Below are 23430 nucleotides of genomic sequence, written 5' to 3'. Positions count from 1 at the left end.
TCAGGGCTGGCGCGACAGGCGCCAGCCCTTCAGCTGATTGAAGGCGATTTCCACCGTCACGCGGTCGCCCAGCAGCGAGACGCCCGTCTGGGCGCCCAGCGAGGGCAGGACGGTAATCAGGTGGCCGTTGTCCAGGCGAACGCGACGGCCGCCGAGCGGCATCAGTTTGATGACCTCGCCGTCGAAGGCGATCACGCCGGCCCTGGTCGGGGCCGGCTCGTTCGTGTTGGACGCGTGGAGCGTGTCCTACTCCGCCGCCGTAAGGCGACCGGCGGACTCTTTGCCGGAGCGCGAATCGCGCTCGATTTCGTAGGAAATCTTCTGGCCTTCGTTCAGCGAGCCGACGCTCGAGGTTTCGACGGCCGAGGCATGGACGAAGACGTCCTTGCCGCCATCATCGGGCGCGATGAAGCCGTAGCCTTTGGTGGGGTTGTACCATTTTACAGTGCCGGTAGCCATTTGGAGACCTCCGTCTGGCGTTGACCGCAGGGAGGGATCCCTGGTCGGCCTGTCGGGTCTGAATGGGATCGGCTTTTGGACCTCGGTGCGTGATGCAAAGGGAGCAGCGGCGTTACGCAGAGAGATCGACCAGACCTAGATGGGCGCCTGACAACCGTTACGCAAGGGGCTGGCGATCAGAAGGCGTAGGCGACCTTGGCGACCAGGGCGTCCTCATATTGTTCGCCGAAGGTGTGGGCGTCCGTGTCGTAGTAGCGAAGGTCCAGCTCCACGGCCTCGGTGAGGGCGTAGGTCACGCCGGCGTTCCAGCCGGTGTAATCGGGCGCGCCGTTCTGTTCGCGACGACCGACGGCGACTGTGCCGTTCAGCTGGGGCGTGAAGTCCCAGCCCAGGCGGCCCTCGACCCAGGTGAAGCTGTCGGTCGAGCCGGCGGCGTCGGGCGAATACTGGACCTGCAGTCGCGCGCTGGCCGGGCCGATCGAGCGGCTGGCGTTGCCGGTGATCTCCCAGGCGTCCTGATCATAGCCGGCTTCGGCGTCGAGGCGGTTCTTGTAGGCGACGTTGAAGTCGAACCGATAGCCGAAGGCCTCGGGCTGATAGCCGACCACGAACTCGGCCTCGACGTTGGAGCCGCCGGCCTGGATCGTCTGGAAGCCGGGGCCGACGTAGAACAGGCCGTCCGCGCTTTCCCAGGTCGCCGAGCCGAAGGCGTAGCCGTCGTTGCCGGACTTGGACGCATCCTTGGAGCGGTTGTCCGTGCCCGCGCCCAGTTCGAAGGACCAGGCGTCGCGCGCGAACGTCGGGGCGGATCCAGGCGCCGACTGAGCGGCGGCCGGCAGCGCAACGGCGAGCGCGGAGACGGAGAGGGCGGCGAGGATGGTCCTTCGGATCATGGGGGCTCCAGCGCGAGAGAAGCGGATTTGCGCCGCCTTTAGCGTGCTCCGGCCTTGATGGCGAATTCCTCCGTGGCCTGAGCGAACTCTTGTCGCAGGCGCGCGACCAGTTCGGCGGTCGGCAGGACGTCGTGGATGGCGCCCGCGCCCTGGCCGGCGGACCAGACGGTCTTCCAGGCCTTGGCCTCGTCGCCCATGTCCAGCTTGTGCTCTGGCAAAGTCTTCGGATCGATGCCGTTTTCGATCAGCGACTTGCTCATGAAGTTGGCGGGGATGCCGGACACGGCGGGCGTGTGGACGATGTCGGTCGCGCCGCTGTCGATGACCATCTGCTTGTAGGCGTCAGCGGCCATGGCCTCGGTCGTGTTGATGAAGCGCGTGCCCATATAGGCGAAGTCCGCGCCCAGCATCAGGGCGGCCGCCACATCCTGACCCGTCGAGAGCGCGCCCGACAGGATGATGGTCCCCTTGAAGAAGCTGCGAACCTCATTGACCAGGGCGAAGGGGTTGATGACGCCCGCATGGCCGCCCGCGCCGTTGGCGACCAGGATCAGACCATCGACGCCCGCCTCGGCCGCCTTTCGCGCATGACGAATGTTGGCGATGTCATGGAAGACCTGACCGCCGTAGCCATGGACCGCGTCGACCACATCGCGCACGGCGCCCAGGGAGGTGATGATCAGCGGCACCTTCTCCTCGACCGACACCATCATGTCGGCCATCAGCCGGGGGTTGGTCGGGTGGACGATGTGGTTGACACCGAAAGCCGCGGCCTCGGGCTTCAGCCGGCCTTTGATCTCATGAATCCAGTCGCGATAGCCCTCGGTCGTGCGCTGGTTCAGCGACGGGAAGGTGCCGATCACGCCCGCGTTGCAGGCCTCGACCACCAGATCCGGTCCGGACACCAGGAACATCGGCGCCGAAATGATCGGCAGGATCAGACCTTTTTGCAGCGAAGCGGGAATGGCCACGGACGTCTCCTTTGGTTTTCTTTCGCTACGCTTAGCGGGCTGTCGCCGGGGAAGGCAATCGCAGGGATTTCAGACGGTGGCGCGAAAAAATGAGTCTAATTCGTCTAATCTCGGGTCGGAGGCGGGGTGAAAGAGGGTAGGGGCTGGCGGCGGGTGAAAACCGGCCATCATACGATGGTTCGGACGTAGGGTCGGTCGATTGACGCTGCCCGCCGCGACGGCGTTGAAAGGGTAGGGGTAGTTGTCCGGGACTAGGATGGCTGGCTGATCGCCTTCCTTCTCCCGTTGGGAGAAGGTGGCCCGGAGGGCCGGATGAGGGTCGGTCGGTTGGCCAGATCACGCCATCCGACCCTCACCCTTTCGCGCAATGACGCCGGCTGACGCCGCCGTGCGCTCAAGCCCTCTCCCAATGGGAGAGGGAAGTGCAGCGGGGGAGGATTTTCATCTGAGCGGCAAGCGCCTAAATGCCCGGCATGACCCACTACACCGACAACCTCAGCCAGCTCGGCGCCCAAACCGCCGCTCCGACCAGTCCCGAGACGGCGGTGCTGGAGCGGGTGCCGAACCCGCATGCGGACACGCTGTATCTGGCCCGGTTCACGGCGCCGGAGTTCACCAGCCTGTGCCCGGTGACGGGCCAGCCGGATTTCGCCCACATCGTCATCGACTATGCCCCGGGCGACTGGCTGGTCGAGTCCAAGAGCCTGAAGCTGTATCTGACCAGTTTCCGCAATCACGGCGCCTTCCACGAGGACTGCACCGTCGCTATCGGGCGGCGGCTGGCGGACCTGCTGGAACCCAAGTGGCTGAGGATCGGCGGATACTGGTATCCGCGCGGCGGCATCCCGATCGACGTCTTCTGGCAGACCGGTGCGCCGCCCGAAGGGCTGTGGCTGCCGGACCAAGGCGTGCCGACCTATCGCGGGCGGGGATAGTCAGAGGCCCCGCGTCCGCCGTTTAGCGGCGGCACCCGGCGATCAGGCGCTCAGGGCGGCAGGCGCAGCCTGGTCAGGCCAGGCGACAGGCGACAAGGCTTCCAGGGCCGGTTTCGCCAACAGATAGCCCTGCATCAGATCGACGCCGAGGTCGCGCAGGACATCGTGTTCGGCCAGGGTTTCGATGCCTTCGCAGACCGGCTGGATGCCCAGGTCCCGCAGCATGTTCAGCGTGTGGCGCACGATGGTGCGTTTGACCGTGTTGGTGTCGATGTCGCGCACCAGGGCCATGTCCAGCTTGACGATGTCGGGCTGGAACAGGCTGAGCAGGCCCAACCCCGCATAGCCGGCGCCGAAGTCGTCGATGGCGGTCTTGAAGCCCATGGCGCGATAGGATCGCAGGATGTTCAGGATGTGGTCGGTGTCCATCACCTCGCTCTCGGTGAACTCGAAGATGATCCGATCCACCGGGAAGTTGGTGCGCATAGCCGCCGCCAGGGTGGCGCGGATGCAAGCGCGCGGTTCATAGACGGCGTTGGGCAGGAAGTTGATCGACAGGCTGGCGCCGCCCGCCGTCATATCCAGACCGGCGGCGAGATCGATGGCGGTCGTGCGGCATAGCTGATCGAAGGCATAGCGGTTGTCGTGGGAGATATGCGACAGAACCTGACCCGCGCCCCGGCCGTCCTTGCCCCGCACCAGGGCCTCGTAGGCGAAGACCGTCTGGGTCGTGACATCGACGATCGGCTGGAACGCCATGGTGATCGGCAGGTCAAACCCCGCCCCATCCTTACAACCTGCGCAAGACATAAGCTTCTCCTACTGGCCGGCAAGTCTAAGGCGGCAGGCGTTAAAGACTGATGTCGAACAGGAAATTTGCTCTCGGGTTCCTTTAGTGCGGTTGAAACTCCGCAGCGCGGGAACGGTCCGCTCTTGAAGTTTTTCGCTGCGCCGTCACGGGTAATGCGATGAACCACGCACTTCCGCTCGAAGCCTGGGGGCGCCGTCTGATGACGCGGGCGGAGGCGTGGGCGGATGGGTCCCGACCGCGTCGATACGCCTATGAGTTCCTGTGGTTCGGGCTGAAGCAGGGGTGGGCGTGTCTGTTCGGGGGGCTGATGCTGGCCCTGATCCTGGGGACGTTTCCGCTTTGGCCGGAGGGGGCGCCGGTGTCCCGTTACGATTTCCTGGCCGTCGGGGCGGTGGTGATCCAGGCGGCGATGCTGATCTTCCGGCTGGAGAGCTGGGAAGAGGCGCGGGTGATCTTCCTGTTCCATGTGGCGGGGACGATCATGGAGCTGTTCAAGACCGCGCACGGGTCGTGGGTCTATCCTGAGGACAGTCTTCTGCGGATCGGGGCGGTGCCGCTGTTCTCGGGCTTCATGTATGCGGCGGTGGGCAGTTATATCGCGCGGGTGCAGCGCATCTTCCATATCCGGGTGCGGAGGTATCCGCCGCTGTGGACGACCTGGGTGCTGGCGGCGGCGATCTACATCAACTTCTTCGCCCATCACTGGCTTCCGGATTTTCGAAAAGTCCTATTTGTGCTGACGATCCTCTTGTTCTGCCGAGGCTGGTTCTTCTTCACCGTCGATCGGATGCGATTGAAGATGCCGTTGCTGTTGGGCTTCGGCTTGGTGGCCCTATTCATCTGGTTCGCCGAGAACCTGGGCACGCTGGGGCGGGCCTGGGTCTATCCGGGGCAGGCCGACGGGTGGGAGATGGTGTCCCTGGCCAAGCTGGGCAGCTGGTTCCTGCTGATGATCATTTCGGTGGTGCTGGTCTCGTTGGTGCACCGACCGGAAGAGGAACTTAGCGGCCCTGTAACGCCCCGCGCATGATGGCGGACTTGCGGCTCATGCGGGCCTTCACCAGGCGATAGGCCACGGCGACAATCAGGATGGTCACGGCGAGGGCGCCGATCAGAAGGGTGGGGCCGTGGGCCTCGCTGAGGACTTCCATCTTCGCCAGGCCCTGGGCGGCGAGATAGCCCGGCGCCAGCATGGCCAGCACCCAGACGATCCCGGATGTGACATTGCCGAACTGGAAGGCGCGCTGACGCATCCTGAGCATGCCCAGGGTCAGGGGCACAAAGGCGCGCAAGGGCCCGAAGAAGCGGCCGACGAAGATCGACATGACGCCGTAGCGACGGCAGTACAGGCGCGTCCAGGCGATGCGGCGGCGGTGCGCCTTGAACATCGGGCGCTGGAGGAAGCGTACGCCCAGCCGACGTCCGGCCCAATAGGAGATGGCGTCGCCGATAACCGCGCCGATGACGCAACCGACGATGACGTTGACAGGGTCCAGCACGCCGGCCGCGATCAGGCCGCCCGCCGCGACCAGCAGGCCGGTGGCGGGCACGAACGCGCCGACGACCGCCAGCGACTCGACGAACACGACCAGGCCCAACATGACGCCGGCCCACATATGGTTGCGGGCGATGAAGTCGCCCACGGCTTGCAACAGGGAATCCATACGAAGGCCTTGGGGGAGGAAGGCGGAGTCGGTCGAGGTCAAACCGACGTAGGGCGACCTTATGTCACCCGCTTACGGCAGGCGTGTGACCTTGGCGGCCAGGTCGGGACGCGGGCGTTCCAGCGCGGGTTCCTTCAGCGTGCCGATGTGGATGAAGCCGGCGACGCTCTCGCCCTCGGTCAGGCCGAACAGGGCGACGCCTTGCGGGTCGTAGCTGTACCAGTCGGTGATCCAGCTGGACGAATAGCCGAAGCCGGAAGCGGCGTGTTCCAGGTTCATGCAGACGGCGCCCGCTGACAGGTGTTGCTCCCAGATCGGCTTGGATCCTTCGACCGGCGTCGAGACGACCAGGATGGTGACGGGCGCGGCGGTCAGCTTGGCCAGCACGGCCTGATCCTTGGCCGGGCCGTTGCGCAATTCGACCAGCACGGCGAGACGGGCGGCGATGTCAGCGCGCGATTGGGGACCCAGGACGACGAAGCGCCACGGGAACAGCTTGCCGTGGTCGGGCGTACGGGCGCCCAGGGTCAGAATCTCGTCCAGTTCCGCCTCGGACGGGCCGGGCGCGACCAGGGCCTGGGCCGGGGCGGAGCGCCGCTGGGCCAGGCGGTCCCGAAAATCTTTCGAGGGAACGGGCGGGGGCAGGGGTTCGTTGAGCGCGACCATGCCGTCTAGCTAGGCTTTCATCCGCGTCTTCGCCATAGGTGGCCCATGCGCAAATCCGACGAACCGAAATGGGCCGAAGGCCTGTCGAAGCCGCCGGCCTGGCGAAGCGACGGAACCGAGACGGTGTTCGACAGCCCCTGGATGGCGCTGACCCGGCATCCGGCGACGGCGCCGACCGGCATGAAGGCCGACTATGCCGTCGTGCGGTTCAAGAACGTCGGGACCGGCGTCCTGCCCGTCCACGACGATGGGACGGTGACCCTGGTGGGCCAGCAGCGGTTCGCCCACGCCAACTACAGCTGGGAAATGCCCGAGGGCGGCGCACCGCTGGACGAGGATCCGTTCGACGGCATCCGGCGCGAACTGGCCGAAGAGGCGGGATTGCAGGCTGAACACTGGCTGCCGGCGCTGAAGGTCGAGATGTCGAACTCCATCACCGACGAGATCGGCATGACCTGGATCGCGTGGGGCCTGTCGCCCGCGCCGACCGATCCCGATCCCACCGAGATCATCGCCGTGGTGCGCGTGCCGTTCCTGGATCTGCTGGACGAGATCGGGCGGGGAACGGTGCGCGACAGCCTGACGGTGGCGACGGCCTACAAGGCCTATCATATGGCGATGAACGGCGAACTGCCCGAGGCGCTGGCGCGCGCCTTGCTGGGGCGCGTATGATGTCGCCGAAGGAGCCGGTCATGGCCAAGCTGGAAGTCGTCGCAGAACTCAAAATGGACAGCGTGTGGCGTCAGCTGCGCGCCTCGGCCGAGGCGGCGTCGCGCGAGGAGCCGCAACTGGGCTCGCAGATGAATGCGGTGATCCTGTCGCACGACGACCTGGCTGGCGCGCTGAGCTTCCAGATCGCGCGCAAGCTGGCGGACGGCGAGATGAGCGCCATGTCGGTGCGCGAGGTGTGTCTGTCGGCGTTCAAGGCCGATCCGTCGATGGTCGAGGCGGCGGAGGCGGATCTGCAGGCCGTGGCCGAACGCGACCCGGCGATCCGCAACCTGTTGCAGCCCTTCCTGTATTTCAAAGGCTTCCAGGCCTTGCAGGGCTGGCGCGTGGCGCACTGGTTGTGGGGGCAAGGGCGCGAGACGCTGGCCTTCCACTTCCAGAGCCGGATTTCCGAACTGTTCCAGCTGGACATCCATCCGGCCGCGCAGATGGGCAAGGGGCTGTTTCTGGATCACGGCACGGGCATCGTCATCGGCGAGACGGCGGTCGTCGGCGACGACGTGTCGATGCTGCACGGGGTGACCCTGGGCGGGACGGGCGCCGAACGCGGCGACCGCCACCCCAAGATCGGCAAGGGGGTGCTGCTGGGCGCCGGGGCCAAGGTGCTGGGCAATATCCATGTCGGCGACTACGCCAAGGTGGCGTCCGGCTCGGTGGTGCTGAAGGCCGTGCCGTCCGGCTGCACCGTGGCGGGGGTGCCGGCCCGGCTGGTCAACTGCCCGACCAACGCCGAACCGGCCCGGACGATGGATCACACCTTGGCCGAGGTGGTGTACGACTTCGTCATCTGACGGGTTTCCCTGAACTGCCGATGTCTCTAGGGTCCGCCGCCAACCTTCAGACCATGAGGTCCCCCGTGAAAGACACCGACCTGAAACGCATCGAGGCCCACCTCAAGCGCACCTTCAACACCGGCGGCATCATCGTGAAAGCCCGCCCCAAGCAGAATGACTCGGCCGAGGTCTATGTCGGCGACGAGTTCATCGGCATCGTCTTCGAGGATGAGGACGAGGAAGGTTCGTTCATGTTCGAAATGGCGATCCTGGCCGAAGACCTTCCGGCCTAATCGCCGACCGATCTGACCGCCCGACGTGAATGCGCCGGGCGGTTTTCGTCTCAGCGCGTGGGGGCCGCGCGTTCGAGGCCGTACAGCGCCTCGACGATGTCCTCGGCCTTCTGCTGGACCAGTTGCTGGGCGTCGTGGATGCCGCGATTGTAGAAGGCGCCGCCGATCTCCTTCCCGATGAAGTCCAGCAGCATCTCGGCCGGAAGCTGGCCGAGTTCCTGATCCAGTTCTCGGGCGAAGTAGTCGCGCAGTTTGGCGGTGATCGCCGCGCGTTCTTCCTTGGAGAATTCGATCGGCTTCATGCGACTTCGGCCAAGGCTTCTTCGGCGGCGACCCAGGCGGCTTCGGCGGCGGCCAGATCGGCCTCGGTCTTGGCGCGGGCGCGGGTCAGGCCTTCGAGGGCTTTGGGATTGCTGACCGAGGCGGTGGCCATGTCGTCGTCGATGCGGGCGATCTCGGCCGTCAGGCGGGTCATGGTCTCCTCCGCCTTCTTGACCGCATGGCGCAGGGTCGAGGGCGAGGGGCCGGTTTTCTTGTCGTTCTTGCGGTTCTTGTTGTTCTGGGCCGGGGCGGCTGCGGCGGCCTCTTCCTTCTTGATTTGGCTGGGCTTGGCGATGGCCTGTTTGGCGCGGTCGAGGACGAACTTGGCGTAATCGTCCATGTCGCCGTCGAAGGCTTTCACCGTGCCGTCGGCGGCCAGCCACAGGCGATCCGCCACCATTTCCATCAGTGAGCGGTCGTGGGTGATCAGGATGACGGCGCCGTTGTAGTCGTTCAGCGCGTCCAGCAGGGCGCGGCGGCTGTCGATGTCCAGGTGGTTGGTCGGTTCGTCCAGGATCAGGACGTGGGGCGCGTCCATCGCCACCATGTTCAGCAGCAGGCGCGCGCGCTCGCCGCCCGACAAGCTGTCGACCGTTGTTTCCTGCTTCTCGTAACCCAGGCCGAACTGGGCCAGCTTGGAGCGTCGGGCGCTTTCGGGCGCATCCGGCATGGCGCGGCGGATGATTTCCAGCGGCGTGTCGGTCGGGTCCATCGCCTCGATCTGGTGCTGGTGGAACCAGCCCACGCGCATCTTCCTGTCGCGGTGAAGCTCGCCCTCGGACACGTCCAGAGCGCCGGCGATCATCTTTGCGAAGGTGGACTTGCCGGCGCCGTTGACGCCCAGCAGGCCGATGCGGTCGTCAAGGTCCATGCGCAGGTTCAGATTGCGAAGGATCGGCTTGCCCGGCTCATAGCCGACATTGGCCCGCTCCAGCCGGATCAGCGGCGGGGCCAGCGGACGCGGCGGCGAGGGCAGGGTGAAGGGGGCGACCCGCTCCTCGATCGTGGTGGCGACCGGCTGCATCTTCTCCAGCCGCTTCATGCGCGACTGGGCCTGGGCGGCCTTGGAGGCCTTGGCCTTGAAGCGATCGACGAAGGCCTGAAGGTGGGCGCGTTCGGCGTCCTGCTTGGCCTTGGCGGACAGCTGGAGGCGCGCCTTCTCAGCGCGGGCCTTTTCGAAGGCGTCGTAGTTGCCGGTGTAGAGCGTCAGGGTGTGGTTCGCGAGGTGCAAGATATGGGTGCAGACCTCGTTCAACATCTCGCGGTCGTGGGAGATGATCAGGGCGGTGTGCGGGTATTTCTTCAACCGCGCCTCGAGCCACAGAGCGCCTTCCAGATCGAGGTAGTTGGTCGGTTCGTCCAGCAGCAGCATGTCCGGCTCGGCGAACAGGGCGGCGGCCAGGGCTACGCGCATCCGCCAGCCGCCCGAGAACTCCGACATCGGCCGAGCCTGGTTTTCCTGGTCGAAGCCCAGGCCGACCAGGATTTCGGCGGCGCGCGCGGGCGCGGCGTCGGCGTCGATCTCGATCAGGCGCGACCAGATCTCGCCCATCTCTTCCGGTTCGGCGGTCTCGAGCCGGCCCAGCAGGGTGTGGCGTTCGACGTCGGCCTCAAGAATGGTGTCGATGACGCTGACGGGGGTCGCCGGATGCTCCTGATCGACCGAGCCGATACGGGCGGTCTTGGGCAGGCTGATCTCGTCGCCAGCGGCGTGAAGTTCGCCCAGGATCAGCTTGAACAGGGTCGACTTGCCGATGCCGTTGCGGCCGACCAGACCGACCTTTGAGCCAGGCGGCAGGCTGACGGAGGCGTCCACGAGAAACTTGCGGCCCCAGGCGTTGAAGGTCAGGTCGGTGATCTGAAGCATTGCGGCGAAGGTTCTTCGGTTGGTCGGCGTCCCTCAATCGGCAAGTCGCAATGCGGCGTGCGTCAGGGATGCAAAAAGGGACGGTTGGAAACGCGGGAGGTGGTCGCTATAAGCCCGCGACACTCAATCTCCCAACAAGAAGTCAATTCCCATGACCGAACGTACCTTCTCGATCATCAAGCCCGACGCCACGCGCCGCAACCTGACCGGCGCGATCAACGCCGTGATCGAAGGCGCCGGCCTGCGCATCGTGGCCCAGCGCCGCGTCAAGCTGACGACCGAGCAAGCCAAGAAATTCTACGAAGTGCACGCCGAGCGCCCGTTCTACGGCGAACTGGTCGAGCAGATGACGGCCGAGCCGGTCGTCGTTCAGGTGCTGGAAGGCGACAACGCCGTCGCCGCCTATCGCGAAGTCATGGGCGCCACCAACCCGGAACAAGCCGCCGAAGGCACCATCCGCAAGCAGTTCGCCCTGTCGATCGGTGAAAACTCGGTCCACGGTTCGGACAGCCAGGACAACGCCAAGATCGAGATCGCCCAGTTCTTCACCGACGACCAGATCGTCGGCTAAGCGCTCAAGTCGCGAGGAACCGCGTTCCGAGCGTAGCGCGAGCACAAGGCGCTCAAGTCGCGAGGAACCGCGTTCCGAGCGTAGCGCGAGCACAAGGCGCTCAAGTCGCGAGGGACCGCGTCCCGAGCGTAGCGCCGAAACAAAGCGATACGAGCGCGAAGCCTCTCGCATAGCGTGACTATATAGGCCCGCGCCCGGAACCGGACGCGGGCCTTGTCGTTTGGTGGTCATTATCTCGTTCGTCTCCCGGAGAAGACCCATGAAGACCATGATCAAACTGGCCCCCGTCATCGGCGTCGTGGCCCTGCTGGCCGCCTGCGGCCAGACGATGGAACAACGCGCCGCCACCGGCGCCCTGGGCGGCGCCGTCGCCGGTCAGGTCATCGGCGGCAACACGGGTTCGACCGTGGCCGGCGCCGCCATCGGCGCCGTCGCCGGCGCGGCGACCAAGCCCCGCTAAATCAGGCTCAGTCTGGGGCGAAAGCCCGGATGACAAAAAGGCCCGGAGCGTTCGCTCCGGGCCTTTTCTACGTCTGACGTCCGGCGCCCTTACCAGATGCGGGCGCGGGCCTCGGGCGCGATATACTCCTTCTGGTCCGGCGAGACGCCGAAGGCCGCATACCAGGCGTCGATATTGCGCGGCGAGGTCGCGGCGCGCACCGGGCCGGGCGAGTGCGGATCGGTGGTCAACTGTTCCTTCAGCGCCGCCTCGCGCGACTTCTCGCGCCAGACCTGCGCCCAGCCCAGGAAGACGCGCTGATCGCCCGTCAGCCCGTCGATGACCGGCGCCGGCTGGCCGTTCAGAGACTTGTGATAGGCGTCCAGGGCCAGCAGCAGGCCGCCCAGGTCGGCGATGTTTTCGCCCATGGTCAGGTCGCCGTTGACGTGCACGCCGGGGATCGGCTCCAGCTTGTCATAGATGTCGCCCAGCACCTTGGCGCGCGCCTCGAAGCGGGCGGCGTCTTCCGGCGTCCACCAGTCGCGCAGCACGCCGTCGCCGTCCGACTTGCGGCCCTGATCGTCGAAGCCGTGGGTGATTTCGTGGCCGATGACCGCGCCGATGCCGCCGTAGTTGACGGCCGGGTCCGCGTTCGGATCGAAGAAGGGCGCCTGCAGGATGGCGGCCGGGAAGACGATCTCGTTGCGCGGCGGGTTATAGTAGGCGTTCACCGTCTGGGGCGTCATGCCCCATTCCAGCGGATCGACCGGCATGCCGATCTTGCCGCGCTTGTAGGCCCATTCGAAGGCCGAGGAGCGTTCGACGTTGCCGTACAGATCGTCGGTCTTCAGCTCCAGGCCGTCATACGAGCGCCACTTGTCGGGATAGCCGATCTTCACCCCGAACTTGGACATCTTGTACAGGGCCTGCTCGCGCGTGGGCTCGCTCATCCAATCCAGGGTCTTCAGCCGCTCGGTCATGGCGTCGCGGATGTTGCCGACCAGGGCTTCCATCTGGGCCTTGGACGAGGCGGGGAAGTGCAGGCGGACGTATTCCTGGGCCAGGACCTCGCCCAGTTGGCCATCGACCAGGGCCACGCCCCGGTTCCAGCGGGGACGGTTTTCGGGTTGGCCGCGCAGCGTCTTGCCGCGGAAGTCGAAACGGGCATCGACGAAGGCCTTGGACAGATAGGGGGTGGCCTGATCGACGACGTTGAACGCTTGCCAGGCCTTCAGCGTCTCGATCGGGGTGTCGGCGAACACCTGGGCGGTTGCGGGGATGGCGGTGTTTTCCATCAGCACCAGGGTGTCGACGTCCGACACCTGGGCGCCGGACAGGAAGCCGGCCCAGTCGAAGCCGGGAGCCAGGGTCGCCAGGTCCGAGGCCTTGGCCGGGTTGTACAGCTTGTCGATCTGGCGACGCTCGACCGTCGTCCACTGCTTGTCGGCGACCTTGGTTTCGAAGGCGAGGATGTCGGCGGCGGTCTTGGCCGGATCGGCCCAGCCGATGGCGGTCAGAGTGGTCGTCAGATAGGCCAGATAGGCCTCGCGCTGGGCGGCGAAGTCGGGCTTCAGATAGTAGTCGCGGTCCGGCAGGCCCAGCGAGCCCTGACCCAGATAGGCCGAGTTTAGATTGGGGTTCTTCAGGTCCTCGAACACGTCGATGCCGAACAGGGAGCCGCCGAAGCCCGAATGGCTCTCGCCCATCAGGCGCGCCATGCCGGCGTGGTCGGTGACCGCCTTGACGGCGGCGAGGTCGGCGGCCAGCGGCGTTGCGCCCAGCTGCTCGATCTTCGCCTCGTCCATGAAGCTGGCGTACAGGGCGCCGACCTTGCGGGCGTTCTCGTTGGCGGGATTGGCGGCGCTGGTTTCGATGATCGACTTCAGCTGGGACTGGGCGTTCTCATACAGGACGTCGAACGGGCCGAAGCGCGACTTGTCGGCCGGAATCTCGGTCGTGCGCAGATAGGTCCCGTTGGCGTATTCGTTGAAGTCGTCGCCGGGCTTCACCGAGGTGTCCCGACCGGCCAGATCGAAGCCCCAGGCGCCGAAGGGGCTGTGGGCCGCGCCAGCCATGCCGTGCGAATGCTGGTCCGAAGCGTTCTGGGCCGAAGCGTCCTGGGCCGAGGCCGCGCCGCCGGTGAGAGCGACGACGATACAGGCCGAGCAGGCGGCCATCAGACGAATGCGAGTCATGGATAGAGAGGGTCCCGATTGAGGTCGGGCGCACCATTGCGCCGGTGCGGCGGTCTGTCGCATGACGTTTTTGTAATCTTCGCGCCGCTAAGGGCGGGGCAGGTCTCGGCAGAAATCGGACAGCACCTGCGGGTAAAGCTGATGCTCCGCCGTCTTGACCCGTTCGGCCAGGGCCTCGGCCGTGTCGCCCTCGACGATCGGCGCCCGCGCCTGGCCCAGGATCGGTCCCTCGTCCACGCCCTCGGTCACCAGGTGGACCGTGCAGCCGGCCTCGGCGTCGCCGGCGGCGATTGCACGGGCGTGGGTGTCCAAGCCGGGATACAGGGGCAGCAGGCTGGGGTGGATGTTCAGCATCCGCTCGCGCCAGCCGCCGACGAGCCAAGGCGTCAGAACGCGCATATAGCCGGCCAGCGCCACCACCTCGACGCCGGCCTCCCGCAGGACCGCGTCCACCGCCCGCTCATGCGCCTCGCGATCCTTCCCGAACGGTTTGTGCGTCACGGTCGCCGTCGCCACGCCCTTGGCGGCCGCAATCGCCAGACCGCCCGCGCCCTCGATGTTCGACAGCACCAGCACGACCTCATAGCCGCTGTCCGGCGCCTGACCGGCGTCGATCAGAGCCGCCATGTTGGAGCCCGCCCCAGAGATCAGGACGGCGACGCGGACGGGCGGGGCGGCTTGGGGCGACATGGCGCCTCGCATGACGGCGCGGGCGACGCTTGGCAAGTTTCAAACGCGATCCACCCTTGTTGTCGGCTGGATTCGGGCGTTAGCGTGTAACGCCGACCGCATGGCGAGGGGTCGTGGGTCGGCGCGTACAGGGGACTATCGCATGAAGAGACTGATCTGCCTCGCGGCCATCGCCGCGATGCTGGGCGCGCCCGTGGCGGCGCTGGCCCAGGAAAGCGGGACCAACAGCAGCAGCAACAATGGCGGAGGCGCCGCCATGCGATCCGCAACCGACCGGTTCCGCAACGCCAACGCCGAGGCGATCGAAAAGGACTGGGCGCGCGCACCGGTCGAGGAGACCGAAGTCACGACGGCCCATTCGGTCAACGCCCACGGCAAGACTCTGCGCTACAAGGCGACGGCGGGCACCCTGACGATCCGCGACGATGCGGGGATGCCGACCGCCAGCCTGTTCTACACCGCCTATACGCTGGACGGTCAGCCGGTCGGGACGCGGCCGGTGACCTATCTCTACAACGGCGGACCAGGCTCGCCGACCGTGTGGCTGCATATGGGCTCGTTTGGGCCGATGCGGGTCCAGACCGATGAGCCGACTGTGGTGCGGCCTGCGCCCTTCGCCTTCGGTCCAAACGACATGACCTTGCTGGATCAGACGGATCTGGTCTTTATCGACATGGTTGGCGCGGGCTTCTCGCGTCCGTTGGGCGAGACGCCGGGTTCGACCTTCTGGGGCGTGGACGGAGACGCCGACGCCTTCGCCCGCGCCATCATGCGCTACACGACCAAGTTCAGCCGTTGGTCCAGCCCGAAATACATCATCGGCGAATCCTATGGCACGCTGCGCACCGGTGCGGTGGCGTTCCAGCTTGAAGATCGCGGGATGTCGCTGAACGGGGTGGTGCTGCTGTCGTCGATCATGAACTATGGCGTGCGCCAGCCGGGTTATCCGCAGAACTATGTGACCCTGCTGCCGACCTATGCGGCGACGGCTTGGTATCATCGCAAGCTGGCGAATCCGGCGGCGACGGTGGAGGAACAGGTTCAGCGGGCGCGCGACTTCGCATTGGGGCCGTATGCCTCTGCTCTAGCCAAGGGGCACATGATCTCTGACGCCGAGCGCGCGGACATCGTGCGCCAGATGAGCGACCTGACCGGCCTGTCGACCACCTTCATCGATAACGCCAATATGCGCGTGGACCTCGGCGCCTTCCGCAAGGAGTTGCTGCGCGACCGGCGCCAGACGATCGGGCGGCTGGACACCCGCTACATGGGTCTGGATGAGGATGCGGCGGGCGGCGAGCCGGAGGATGATCCGTCCAGCTCGGCCGTGACGGGGGCCTATTTCGGCATCTTCCGCGACTATGTGGCAAACGAACTGAACTACAAGACCGACGTCGAATACCGGATGTCGGCGCGCGGTCTGCCGGGCTTCAACTGGAACTGGAGCCACCGTCCGCCGGTCGGAGGGCCGCAAACCACGCCGAATACGGCCATCGATCTGGCCACGGCGATGCGGCGCAATCCGTATCTGAAGGTGATGTCGCTGAACGGCTATTATGACGCCGCCACGCCCTTCTTCTCGACCGAGTTCGACCTGGCGCAAATGATGCTGGAGCCCAGCCTGCGGCCGAACCTGGAGTTCACCTACTATGAGGGCGGGCACATGATGTACCTCAGCCACGACGCTCTGGTGAAGCTGCACGCCGACCTGTCGCGCTTCTACGCCGAGACGGCGAACGGCGGGGTCCGGTAAGCCCCGCGGGACCTGGGGGCGGCTTAGGCCGCTTCCAGTTGTCCGCAGACGAAGGCGACTTCGCCGGCGTTGAGCAGGGCGGCCAGCACCGGTTCGGCGTTCTCGGGCGCGACGATCAGGATGAAGCCGACGCCGCAGTTGAAGGTGCGGCGCATCTCGTGGTCGCTGATGCCGCCGGTTTCGGCCAGCCACTGGAAGACAGCCGGCATGGGCCAGGCGTTCCAGTCGAAGCGGGCCTGCAGACCCTCGGCGATGCAGCGGGGCGGGTTTTCGATCAGGCCGCCGCCGGTGATGTGGGCCGCGCCCTTGACCAGGCCCGCCTTCATGATCGGCAGGACCGGCTTCACATAGATGCGGGTCGGCTCCATCAAGGCCTGGGCCAGCGAACGGTCCTTGGCGAAGGGGGCGTCGTCGCCCCAAGCCAGACCGGACTTCTCGACCACCTTGCGCACCAGCGAATAGCCGTTGGAGTGCGGGCCGGTGGAGGCCAGGCCGATGATGACGTCGCCGGCCGCTTGGCGATCCAGATAGGGCAGGGCGTGGCCGCGCTCGACGGCGCCCAGGCTGAAGCCGGCGAGATCGTAGTCGCCCTCGGTGTACATGCCCGGCATTTCGGCCGTCTCGCCGCCGACCAGGGCGCAGCCGGCCTGGCGACAACCCTCGGCGATGCCGGCGACGACGCGGCGGGCGGCGTCGATCTCAAGCCGTCCGGTGGCGTAATAGTCGAGGAACAGCAGGGGTTCGGCCCCTTGGGCCAACAGGTCGTTGACGCACATGGCGACAAGGTCGACGCCAACGCCGTCATGACGGCCGGTCTCGATCGCGATCTTCAGCTTGGTGCCGACGCCGTCCGTGGTGGTGACGATCAGCGGGTCCTGGAAGCCGGCGGCCTTAAGGTCGAACAGGGCGCCGAATCCGCCCAGCGAGGGCTCCGATCCGGGGCGCGCCGTTGATTTCGCCAGCGGCTTGATATGTTCGACCAGCATTTCGCCCGCGTCGATGTCCACGCCCGCATCGGCGTAGGTCAGACCGTTTTCGAGAGGCTTTTGGGTGTCGCTCATGGGATCTCGGGCCTGAATCGGGGCGGAAATGTAGCGCGGCTCTTGCCACAGGTAGGATGCGCGGGGCTATAGCATCGGAATGACGCCGATCACCACCACCGAGGCGCTGGCCGATTTCTGCGCCCGCGTAGCCAACGCTCCCTTCATCACGGTCGACACCGAGTTCATGCGGGAAACGACCTATTGGCCGAAGCTCTGCCTGATCCAGGCGGCCTCGGCCGATCACGCCGCCATCATCGATCCGATGGCGGAGGGGCTGGATCTGGAGCCGTTCCTGGACCTGCTGCGCGACGAGAAGATCGTCAAGGTCTTCCACGCCTGCCGACAGGACGTGGAAATCTTCGTGCGCCTGGGAGCCATGCCAAAGCCGATGTTCGACACCCAGGTCGCCGCCATGGCCGCCGGGTTCGGCGAGCAGGTCGCCTATGATTCGCTGGTCCGGCAGATGCTGCGCATCGAGGTGGACAAGGGCAGCCGCTTCACCGACTGGGCGCGCCGGCCGTTGTCGGAGAACCAACTCGTCTATGCGCTGGGCGACGTGACCCACCTTGCGGCGCTTTATCCCAAGCTGCGCGACCGGCTGCAGAAGGAAGGCCGGCTGGAATGGGTGATGTCGGAGATGGAGAGCCTGACCGATCCGGCCCTCTACGACACCAATCCCGAAAACGCCTGGAAGCGGCTGAAGCCCAAGAAGTTCTCGGCCAAATATCTGGCGGCGTTCAAGGCCGTCGCCGTCTGGCGCGAGCGGGCGGCGCAGGAGCGCGACCAGCCGCGCGGCCGCATCCTCAAGGACGAGGGCATCGACGAGATCGCCCAGCAGACCCCGACGGATGTCGAGGCTTTTAATCGCCTGCGCTCAGTGCCCAAGGGTTTCGGCGGTTCACGGCTGGGTCTGGAACTGGCTGAGGAGCTGAAGCGGGTTCTCGCCGATCCCGAGTCGCATGCGCCAGAGATGGAGCGCCCCGCCCACCGCCAGCCGGCCCCGCCGTCGGTGGTGGAGCTGTTGAAGGTGCTGCTGAAGGCCAAGAGCGACAACGCCGGCGTGGCCTCCAAGCTGATCGCCACCGTGTCGGACCTGGAAAAGATCGCCATCAGCGACGACGCCGACATCGACGCCATGAAGGGCTGGCGCCGCCAGATCTTCGGCGAGGATGCGCTGAAGCTGAAGCGCGGCGAGATCGCCCTGGTGCTGAACGGCGCGCGGGTGGAAGTCGTCGAGATCGAGTAGGGGCGAGCGTCTCCTCCCCATGCAATGGGGAGGGGGACCGCGAAGCGGTGGAGGGGCTCTTGAAGTCCCGCGGGCGCCTATGATGCGTTGGAGAACCCCTCCGTCCCGGCGCGGAGGGCGCGCCGCGCCACCTCCCCATAAGATGGGGAGGAGACGGGCTGATCGCCTTATATCTTCAGCCCCAGGTCCATCGCCTCGGCGAGAGCCTTGGCGCGCTTCTTGGTCTGTTCGCCCAAGAGGACGTCGGCGTAGCCTTCGGTCGCGGTCAGGCGCAGGTCGCCGCCTTTGACCTTGGCGGTGGCGTTGGCCATCAGCTGGGGCGAGCGCCCGGACAGATCGCAGGCCAGACGGATAGCTAGGCCCAGGGCGCGGGCGCGCTTGGCGGCGGCGGCGTCGAGCAGGCGGTCGATGACCTCGGGCTGCGGGGTGGCGGGGGCGCCGCCGTAGCGGGCGTTCATCGCGCTGGCCAAAAAGGCGCGTTCCGTGTGGCTGATGCCCGCGACGGGCGCGCGCAGCACCTGGTCGAAGACAAGCTCCAACCGGTGATCCGGATGCAGTCGCGCGCCCAGATCCGCCAAACGGCAGGCGGCGCTGACCAGCACGGCGTCGCGTTTCTCGCCGAACACCTCGGGCAGGGCGGCGACGATTTCGGAAATCCAGCCGTTGAGCGCGCCGGGCAGGGCGGGGGCCACACCCTGGCGACCGCCCAGGGCGGTGCAGCCGGCCAGCAGCGGATCGGCCGTGCGCGTCGCCTCGTCCAGCGTCTCGAAAAGCAGGCCCTCGCGCACGCCCCAGGCCGACATCTCGATCTGTTTGAGACCGAGATGTTTGATCAATGCCTCGAGCACCAGGCCGGCGTAGGGCAGGGTCTCGGCGCGCTTCTTCGACACGCCGGGCAGTTTGGCCAGGCTGGCCGCCGATTGTTGCGCCACCAGACGCGCGGTCTCCAACGCCTCCTCGGCCGACATCTGATACTGATGCACGACCTTCAGCGGATAGGATTTCAAGCCCATCTGCACCTGGGCCAGGGTTCGCCAGGCGCCGCCGACGGCGTAGAGGCGCTCGCTCTTGAACTGGCCTGCGACCGGTTTAAGGGCCTGATCGATACGGGCCTTGATGCGGTCGGCGTCGAAGGCTTTGCCGTCAGCCAGAGCAAACGGACCCAGCGGCAGGGTCAGGCCATTCTCGACGCCGTCTCCGTTCAGCCGGGTCAGCTCAAGACTGGCGCCGCCCATGTCGGCCGAGACGCCGTGAGCCAGGGGGGCGCCGGCCAATACGCCCATGGCCGCGTATTTGGCCTCTTCCTCACCCGACAGGACGCGGATTTGGAGGCCGGTCTCGGCGGCGACCCGCTCACAGAACTCCGGCCCGTCCAAAGCTTCGCGCACGGCGGCGGTGGCGGCGATCAGGGTCGCGTCAGGCCGCACGCCTTCCAGCACGGCGGCGAAACGGCGCAGCGCCGTCATCGCCATGACCACGCCATCGGGCGACAGCTTGCGTGTCGTCGGCAGGTCGCGGCCCAGGCCGGCCAGAACCTTTTCATTATAGACGGTCCAGATCGCGCGGCCTTCCAGCCGGTACAGGACCAGACGCACCGAGTTTGAACCGATGTCGATCGCGGCGATGTCGCGGTCGGTAAGCGTGATGTCGGGCATCAGCGGCCCGGACGCTCGTAGCGCAGGACGGCGGGTAGGCTCTTGGCCTTACGGCCGCGCCCGGACAGGCTGGGATTTGTCATGAAGTATTTGTGGGCCGAGAAGGGCCGCTCAGGATCGGCGGGGGTGACGCGTGTATAGCGCCCTTCGGCGTCCAGCACCCAGCTTTGTGCATCGTCCTTCAGATTGGCGACCATGATCTGGTCCAGCACCTGATCGTGGACGGTGGCGTTGCGGATCGGCGTCATCAGCTCGACCCGGCGATCCAGGTTTCGCGTCATCCAGTCGGCCGAAGAGATGAAAACCTTGGCCTTATCATGCGGCAGGTCCTTGCCATTGGCGAAACAGACGATGCGGCTGTGTTCAAGGAAGCGGCCGACGATCGACTTGACCCGAATATTCTCGGACAGACCCGGCACGCCAGGACGCAGGCAGCAGATGCCGCGCACGACCAGATCGATCCTCACGCCCCACTGGCTGGCCCGGTAAAGGGCGTCGATGATCTCGACATCGACCAAGGCGTTCAGCTTGACCCAGATGGCGGCGGGCTTGCCCATGGCGGCGGCCGACATCTCCTTGCCGATCAGTTCGATCAGCGTGGCCTTCATGTTCAGCGGCGAGACGACCAGGGCTTCCAGATGGTCCGGCGTCGCATAGCCGGTGATGTAGTTGAACACCCGCGTCGCATCGCGCCCCAAGACGGGGTCGCAGGAGAACAGCGACAGGTCGGTGTAAACCTTGGCCGTCACGGGGTGGTAGTTGCCGGTGCCGAAGTGGCAGTAGGTGCGCAAGCCCTCGCCCTCGCGCCGGACCACGACACTGACCTTGGCGTGGGTCTTATATTCGACGAAGCCGAAGACGACGTGAACGCCGGCCCGCTCCATCGCCCGCGCCCAGCGCAGATTGGCCTCTTCGTCGAAGCGGGCCTTCAGTTCGACCAGGGCGGTGACGTTCTTGCCGTTCTCGGCCGCCTCGATCAGGGCGGCGACGATGGGGCTGTCCTTGGAGGTGCGGTACAGCGTCTGTTTGATGGCGATGACATTGGGGTCGCGCGCGGCCTGACGCAGGAATTGAACCACCACGTCGAAGCTCTCGAATGGGTGGTGGATCAGCAGATCCTTTTCGCGAATGGCCGCGAAGACGTCGCCGCCATTGTCGCGGACGCGTTCGGGATAGCGCGGCTCATAGCCCTTGAACTTCAGGTCCGGGTGGCCGCCGGGGATCAGATCCGACAGTTGGGCCAGACCCAGCATGCCGTCCACCAGAACCACGTCCTGGGGCGCGGCTTCCAGCTCGCCGACGATGAAGTCGCGCAGATCGACAGGCATGGACGCCTCGATCTTGACCCGCACCACCGAGCCCAGACGACGCTGCTTCAGCGCTTCCTCGAACTCCAGGACCAGGTCCTCGGCCTCTTCCTCAATCTCGATGTCCGAGTCGCGGATCAGGCGCAGAACGCCCTTTTCCTGAACCTCGCAGCCGGGGAACAGGTGGTCGATGAACAGCAGCAGCACGTTTTCCAGCGTGATGAACCGCTTATGCCCCGGCGTGGAGCGGCCGTCGGTCGGCAGTTCCCAGAACCGGCGCACCTGGGTTGGCACCGGCACCAGGGCGTAGAAGGTCTTGGTCTCGCCCTTGCGCTTCAGCTTCAGCGCCAGGGAGAATCCGAGGTTGGGCAGGAAGGGGAAGGGGTGCGCCGGGTCGATGGCGAGCGGCGTCAGGACGGCGAAGAGCTGGTTCAGGAACTCGGGTTCCAGACGCTCCTTCTCGGTCTTGGTGATCTTCTGGCGATCGACGATCTCGATGCCGGCAACGGTCAGCTCCTTCTTCAGCTGGCGCCAGCGCAACTGCTGTTCGGCCATCAGCTCGCCGGCGGCGATGTTGATCCGCTCCAGCTGTTCGGCGGGGGTCAGGCCGTCTGCGGACAGGACGCGCAGCCGTTCGCGCAACTGGCCCTTCAGGCCGGCGACGCGGGTCATGAAGAACTCGTCCAGGTTATTGGCCGAGATGGACAGGAACCGCAGCCGCTCCAGCAGGGGGTGGTTGGGGTTGGCCGCTTCTTCCAGAACCCGTTCGTTGAACGCCAGCCACGAGGTTTCGCGATTGAAGAACCGGCTGGGCGAGGCCATCAGCTCTTCGCTCAGCGCCAGTTGAGGGGCGCGAGAGGCGGGAACCTCTTCGCCTCGGGTGTCGTCATGGATCGCGGCGTCGGTCATGAACCGGTTCTCGCGCGCGTGTGTGACGGCCGCAAGCGGGCGCCGAGAAAATGTCGCGGGTCAGTCGGCGGCGGCGTCCATGGCGTCCAGCACCTGACGCGCCAGAACGCGCGTGACCGGGCGGTGAAGGGCGTCCAGACGTTCGACCACCGCAGCGGCGGTCTCGGCCGAGCGGTCCAGGCGGCGCACCAGATAGTCGATCACGTCGTCGGACGGGGTGATGCTGCGTTCAGCGAAGCGGGCGCGCAGGATGGCCGACAGGACCGCGTCGTCGGGCGCGGCGATGGCGACGGCGCGCACGGCGTCCAGCCGCGAACGCAGATCGGGCAGATCGACCGACCACTGACGCGGGGCCGAGCGGGACACCAGCAGCAGAGCGCCGCCGCCGGAGTTGGCCAGGTTGATCAGATGAAACAGGCTTTCGTCGTCGGCGTCGGCGGCGCGGTCCAGCAGGACCGGCCGCCCTTCCAGCTCCAGCGGATCGATCAGCGCGGCCTCGGCGCCGTTCAGGGGCACGGCGCCGATCCGTTCGGCCCAGTCGGCGGCGAGGCGGCTCTTGCCCGATCCTGGGGGGCCGTGCAGCGCGAGCACCGCGCCCACGCCGTCGGGCCAGCGGGCCAGAACGCGCACGGCCTCGGCGTTGCTGTCGGACGTCACGAAGGCCGCGCCCGCAACCGGCCGCTCCAGCGGCAGACGCAGCTGTTCGGTCGTCGTCGGGGGCAGGGCGCTCAGCGCGGACATGCGCCTGTCATAGCAGAGGCCGGCGTTAACCGCGTCAGGCCCGCGCTGTTGGTTGCGGGGAGCGAACCGCGCCCCTGTGGATGAAATCAGGCGAATTCGGCCAGGGCGGGGTTCAGCTTGCCGGCCTTGAACTCGGTCACCGTGTAATCGGCCAGGCCGTGAACCTGGAACGGATCGTCCTTCAGCAGGGTCTCCAGCTCTTGCTTGGTTCCGCCGCTGCGCACCACCAGAATGCCGCCGGTGCGCGGCACCATCGGCCCGGCGGCGATGATCAGGCCGCTGGCGACATGCTGATCCAGCCACGCGCGATGCTCGACCGTCCGTTCCTCGATGGCTTCGATGGGCTGGGTGTAGGTGATGGTGACGATGAACATGGCGGCCTCGGGCGGGATGGAAGCGTCAGATATCATGCGCGGCGGCAGGCTTTGCAACGGCTGAAACCTTGACTTTCCGGGGCGATGATGCGCCCTACGCCGCTTCGATTTCGGGCGCCGACGGC

25 protein-coding genes are annotated in these 23430 nt (G+C 66.4%); 9 read left to right on the top strand and 16 right to left on the bottom strand.

Features of this window, described 5'->3' with window-relative positions:
* The 4 genes from A4249_RS08305 to A4249_RS08290 form a co-directional block, all read right to left on the bottom strand.
* The gene (locus A4249_RS08305; RefSeq protein ID WP_055754798.1) at nt 1-195 is read right to left on the bottom strand and encodes a hypothetical protein; all 195 of its coding nucleotides are present in this window, start codon (nt 193-195) and stop codon (nt 1-3) included.
* Between the two features lie 51 nt (nt 196-246).
* On the bottom strand, nt 247-459 hold the full coding sequence (locus A4249_RS08300; protein ID WP_008260450.1) for a cold-shock protein: 213 nt from the start codon (nt 457-459) through the stop codon (nt 247-249).
* A gap of 176 nt (nt 460-635) precedes the next feature.
* The gene (locus A4249_RS08295) at nt 636-1352 is read right to left on the bottom strand and encodes a TorF family putative porin (protein ID WP_066551913.1); all 717 of its coding nucleotides are present in this window, start codon (nt 1350-1352) and stop codon (nt 636-638) included.
* Nucleotides 1353-1390: 38 nt separating this feature from the next.
* A complete protein-coding gene (locus tag A4249_RS08290) occupies nt 1391-2323 on the bottom strand; it encodes an NAD(P)H-dependent flavin oxidoreductase (RefSeq protein WP_066551912.1) in 933 nt (310 codons plus the stop codon).
* A 473-nt stretch (nt 2324-2796) separates the two neighbouring features.
* Between A4249_RS08290 and queF the strand changes: the two genes are divergently transcribed.
* Nucleotides 2797-3258 carry a preQ(1) synthase gene (gene queF, locus A4249_RS08285; RefSeq protein WP_066554928.1) on the top strand — a complete coding sequence of 154 codons (462 nt, stop codon included), beginning with the start codon at nt 2797-2799 and terminating at the stop codon, nt 3256-3258.
* A gap of 42 nt (nt 3259-3300) precedes the next feature.
* Here queF and A4249_RS08280 read toward each other — a convergent pair whose 3' ends face one another.
* Entirely contained in the window at nt 3301-4068 is a 768-nt protein-coding gene (locus A4249_RS08280; RefSeq protein WP_066551911.1) for an EAL domain-containing protein, read from the bottom strand.
* Nucleotides 4069-4226: 158 nt separating this feature from the next.
* On the opposite strand from A4249_RS08280, the gene A4249_RS08275 reads away from it, so the two are divergent.
* On the top strand, nt 4227-5099 hold the full coding sequence (locus tag A4249_RS08275; protein ID WP_156494678.1) for a DUF817 domain-containing protein: 873 nt from the start codon (nt 4227-4229) through the stop codon (nt 5097-5099).
* On the opposite strand, the gene A4249_RS08270 is transcribed toward A4249_RS08275, so the two are convergent.
* A complete protein-coding gene (locus A4249_RS08270) occupies nt 5071-5733 on the bottom strand; it encodes a DedA family protein (RefSeq protein WP_066551910.1) in 663 nt (220 codons plus the stop codon). The genes A4249_RS08275 and A4249_RS08270 overlap by 29 nt on opposite strands.
* 72 nt (nt 5734-5805) lie before the next feature.
* Nucleotides 5806-6399: a nitroreductase family protein gene (locus tag A4249_RS08265; protein ID WP_066551909.1), complete on the bottom strand. Its 594-nt coding sequence runs from the start codon at nt 6397-6399 to the stop codon at nt 5806-5808.
* Nucleotides 6400-6444: 45 nt separating this feature from the next.
* Here A4249_RS08265 and A4249_RS08260 point away from each other — a divergent pair, with 45 nt between their 5' ends.
* The 3 genes from A4249_RS08260 to A4249_RS08250 all read left to right on the top strand — a co-directional run bounded on the left by A4249_RS08260 (nt 6445) and on the right by A4249_RS08250 (nt 8194).
* Nucleotides 6445-7071 (top strand): NUDIX domain-containing protein, encoded by a 627-nt coding sequence (locus A4249_RS08260; RefSeq protein WP_066551908.1) that lies wholly within the window; start codon nt 6445-6447, stop codon nt 7069-7071.
* Nucleotides 7072-7091: 20 nt separating this feature from the next.
* Nucleotides 7092-7919: a serine O-acetyltransferase gene (gene cysE, locus A4249_RS08255; RefSeq protein ID WP_066554922.1), complete on the top strand. Its 828-nt coding sequence runs from the start codon at nt 7092-7094 to the stop codon at nt 7917-7919.
* 65 nt (nt 7920-7984) lie between these two features.
* Nucleotides 7985-8194, top strand: a complete 210-nt coding sequence (locus A4249_RS08250) for a DUF3126 family protein (protein WP_017504669.1) — start codon at nt 7985-7987, stop codon at nt 8192-8194.
* Nucleotides 8195-8244: 50 nt separating this feature from the next.
* Here the strand turns inward: A4249_RS08250 and A4249_RS08245 are convergent, their stop codons facing one another.
* Entirely contained in the window at nt 8245-8496 is a 252-nt protein-coding gene (locus A4249_RS08245; protein ID WP_066551907.1) for a DUF2164 domain-containing protein, read from the bottom strand.
* On the bottom strand, nt 8493-10382 hold the full coding sequence (locus A4249_RS08240) for an ABC-F family ATP-binding cassette domain-containing protein (RefSeq protein WP_066551906.1): 1890 nt from the start codon (nt 10380-10382) through the stop codon (nt 8493-8495). Before A4249_RS08240 ends, A4249_RS08245 begins: the two co-directional genes overlap by 4 nt.
* Nucleotides 10383-10533: 151 nt before the next feature.
* Here A4249_RS08240 and ndk point away from each other — a divergent pair, with 151 nt between their 5' ends.
* The gene (gene ndk / locus A4249_RS08235) at nt 10534-10953 is read left to right on the top strand and encodes a nucleoside-diphosphate kinase (RefSeq protein WP_017504672.1); all 420 of its coding nucleotides are present in this window, start codon (nt 10534-10536) and stop codon (nt 10951-10953) included.
* A gap of 259 nt (nt 10954-11212) precedes the next feature.
* Nucleotides 11213-11413, top strand: coding sequence for a YMGG-like glycine zipper-containing protein (locus A4249_RS08230; protein ID WP_017504673.1), 201 nt, complete (start codon nt 11213-11215; stop codon nt 11411-11413).
* Between the two features lie 89 nt (nt 11414-11502).
* Here A4249_RS08230 and A4249_RS08225 read toward each other — a convergent pair whose 3' ends face one another.
* The gene (locus A4249_RS08225) at nt 11503-13587 is read right to left on the bottom strand and encodes a M13 family metallopeptidase (RefSeq protein ID WP_066551905.1); all 2085 of its coding nucleotides are present in this window, start codon (nt 13585-13587) and stop codon (nt 11503-11505) included.
* 87 nt (nt 13588-13674) lie between these two features.
* Nucleotides 13675-14277, bottom strand: coding sequence for a phosphoribosylglycinamide formyltransferase (gene purN / locus A4249_RS08220; protein ID WP_066551904.1), 603 nt, complete (start codon nt 14275-14277; stop codon nt 13675-13677).
* Between the two features lie 142 nt (nt 14278-14419).
* Here purN and A4249_RS08215 point away from each other — a divergent pair, with 142 nt between their 5' ends.
* Complete coding sequence (locus A4249_RS08215) at nt 14420-16030, top strand: S10 family peptidase (protein ID WP_066551903.1); 1611 nt, start codon at nt 14420-14422, stop codon at nt 16028-16030.
* A gap of 23 nt (nt 16031-16053) precedes the next feature.
* On the opposite strand, the gene purM is transcribed toward A4249_RS08215, so the two are convergent.
* Nucleotides 16054-17091 (bottom strand): phosphoribosylformylglycinamidine cyclo-ligase, encoded by a 1038-nt coding sequence (gene purM / locus A4249_RS08210; RefSeq protein ID WP_066551902.1) that lies wholly within the window; start codon nt 17089-17091, stop codon nt 16054-16056.
* Between the two features lie 79 nt (nt 17092-17170).
* On the opposite strand from purM, the gene rnd reads away from it, so the two are divergent.
* Nucleotides 17171-18319: a ribonuclease D gene (gene rnd / locus A4249_RS08205; protein WP_066551901.1), complete on the top strand. Its 1149-nt coding sequence runs from the start codon at nt 17171-17173 to the stop codon at nt 18317-18319.
* 167 nt (nt 18320-18486) lie between these two features.
* On the opposite strand, the gene A4249_RS08200 is transcribed toward rnd, so the two are convergent.
* From A4249_RS08200 to A4249_RS08185, 4 genes are all read right to left on the bottom strand, one after another.
* Complete coding sequence (locus A4249_RS08200) at nt 18487-19974, bottom strand: Ppx/GppA phosphatase family protein (RefSeq protein WP_066551900.1); 1488 nt, start codon at nt 19972-19974, stop codon at nt 18487-18489.
* A complete protein-coding gene (locus A4249_RS08195) occupies nt 19974-22190 on the bottom strand; it encodes an RNA degradosome polyphosphate kinase (RefSeq protein ID WP_066551899.1) in 2217 nt (738 codons plus the stop codon). Before A4249_RS08195 ends, A4249_RS08200 begins: the two co-directional genes overlap by 1 nt.
* Nucleotides 22191-22250: 60 nt before the next feature.
* Nucleotides 22251-22931: a DnaA/Hda family protein gene (locus tag A4249_RS08190; protein ID WP_066551898.1), complete on the bottom strand. Its 681-nt coding sequence runs from the start codon at nt 22929-22931 to the stop codon at nt 22251-22253.
* Nucleotides 22932-23017: 86 nt separating this feature from the next.
* On the bottom strand, nt 23018-23341 hold the full coding sequence (locus A4249_RS08185; protein ID WP_228763693.1) for a YciI family protein: 324 nt from the start codon (nt 23339-23341) through the stop codon (nt 23018-23020).
* Nucleotides 23342-23430 lie beyond the last annotated feature (89 nt).

This window comes from Brevundimonas sp. GW460-12-10-14-LB2 (assembly GCF_001636925.1).
In the GTDB taxonomy this organism is placed as follows: domain Bacteria; phylum Pseudomonadota; class Alphaproteobacteria; order Caulobacterales; family Caulobacteraceae; genus Brevundimonas; species Brevundimonas vesicularis.
This window is presented reverse-complemented; position numbering and strand designations above follow the sequence as displayed.